Consider the following 1714-nt stretch of genomic DNA (forward strand, 5'->3'; position numbering starts at 1 on the left):
TCTTATTGATATGTCTCGCAGAAAATGCAACAGGGCGACCTGAAGTAAGCTTTCGGGCTATTAGTACTGCTCGGCTTTGTCATTACTGACTTTACACCTGCAGCCTATCAACGTCATCGTCTCTGACGGCCCTGTTCGGAAGTCTCATCTCGGAGGGAGTTTCGCACTTAGATGCTTTCAGCGCTTATCTCTTCCCGACGTAGCTACCCGGCAGTGCAGTTGGCACCACAACCGGTACACCAGCGGTCAGTCCAACCCGGTCCTCTCGTACTAAGGTCAGGTCTCCTCAAACTTCCCACGCCCGCAACAGATAGGGACCGAACTGTCTCACGACGTTCTGAACCCAGCTCGCGTGCCACTTTAATGGGCGAACAGCCCAACCCTTGGGACCTTCTCCAGCCCCAGGATGTGACGAGCCGACATCGAGGTGCCAAACCTCCCCGTCGATATGAGCTCTTGGGGGAGATCAGCCTGTTATCCCCAGAGTACCTTTTATCCTTTGAGCGACGGCCTTTCCATGCAGTACCGCCGGATCACTATACCCGTGTTTCCACCCTGCTCGGCTTGTCGGCCTCACAGTCAAGCCCCCTTATGCTATTGCACTCCGCGCACGGTTACCAAGCGTGCTGAGGGAACCTTTGGAAGCCTCCGTTATCCTTTTGGAGGCGACCACCCCAGTCAAACTACCCACCAAGCAATGTCTCCGCCTCAGGCGGATTAGATACCAGGCAAACAAAGGGCGGTATTTCAACAGCGGCTCCACCGTGCCTGGCGACACAGTCTCATAGCCTCCCGCCTATCCTACACATCGTTTACCCGATACCAATGCTAAGCTGCAGTAAAGGTTCATGGGGTCTTTCCGTCCCGTTGCGGGTACACGGCATCTTCACCGTGACTACAATTTCACCGAGCTCATGGCTGAGACAGCGCCCAGATCGTTACACCATTCGTGCAGGTCGGAACTTACCCGACAAGGAATTTCGCTACCTTAGGACCGTTATAGTTACGGCCGCCGTTTACCGGGGCTTCAATTCAATGCTTCGCACTTGCGCACTAACATCCCCTCTTAACCTTCCGGCACCGGGCAGGTGTCAGGCCTTATACTTCCCCTTTCGGGTTCGCAAAGCCATGTGTTTTTGCTAAACAGTCGCCTGGGCCTTTTCACTGCGGCCCCTGATCGCTCAGGGGCGCCCCTTCTCCCGAAGTTACAGGGCTATTTTGCCGAGTTCCTTAGCCATGACTCACTCGAGCACCTCAGGATCCTCTCCTTGACCACCTGTGTCGGTTTGCGGTACGGGCGCACATACGCTTATCGCCAGAAGTTTTTCTTGGAAGCTTTTAGGGACTCTGTCCGGTTGTCCGAAGACGCCCGGTACTGTCAGGTTCGGCTAAGGCTGCGCATTTCACTGCAGCCCCAATACCTACTCCCTTTAACGCGGTATTCCGTCACCGCGCGGTCCTTTCACCGCTCCGTCACTCCGTCACCTGTATGTGCGGTATGGGAATATTAACCCATTTCCCATCGGAATCCCCTACGGGTTATCCTTAGGACCCGACTGACCCTGATCCGATTAACGTTGATCAGGAAACCTTGGTCTATCGGTGTGGGGGTTTCCCGCCCCCATTATCGTTACTTATGCCTACATTTGCTTTTCCAAAATCTCCAGCGCACATCACCATGCACCTTCACCGACGTTGGAATGCTCCCCTACCA

General features: G+C 54.7%; 1 rRNA gene. It reads right to left on the reverse strand.

The features are described from left to right. Positions 1–40 precede the first annotated feature (40 nt). A 23S ribosomal RNA gene (locus ACFSKV_RS18940) occupies positions 41–1714 on the reverse strand; the annotation flags it as partial.

It is taken from the genome of Shivajiella indica (assembly GCF_042683085.1).
In the GTDB taxonomy this organism is placed as follows: Bacteria; Bacteroidota; Bacteroidia; order Cytophagales; family Cyclobacteriaceae; genus Shivajiella; species Shivajiella indica.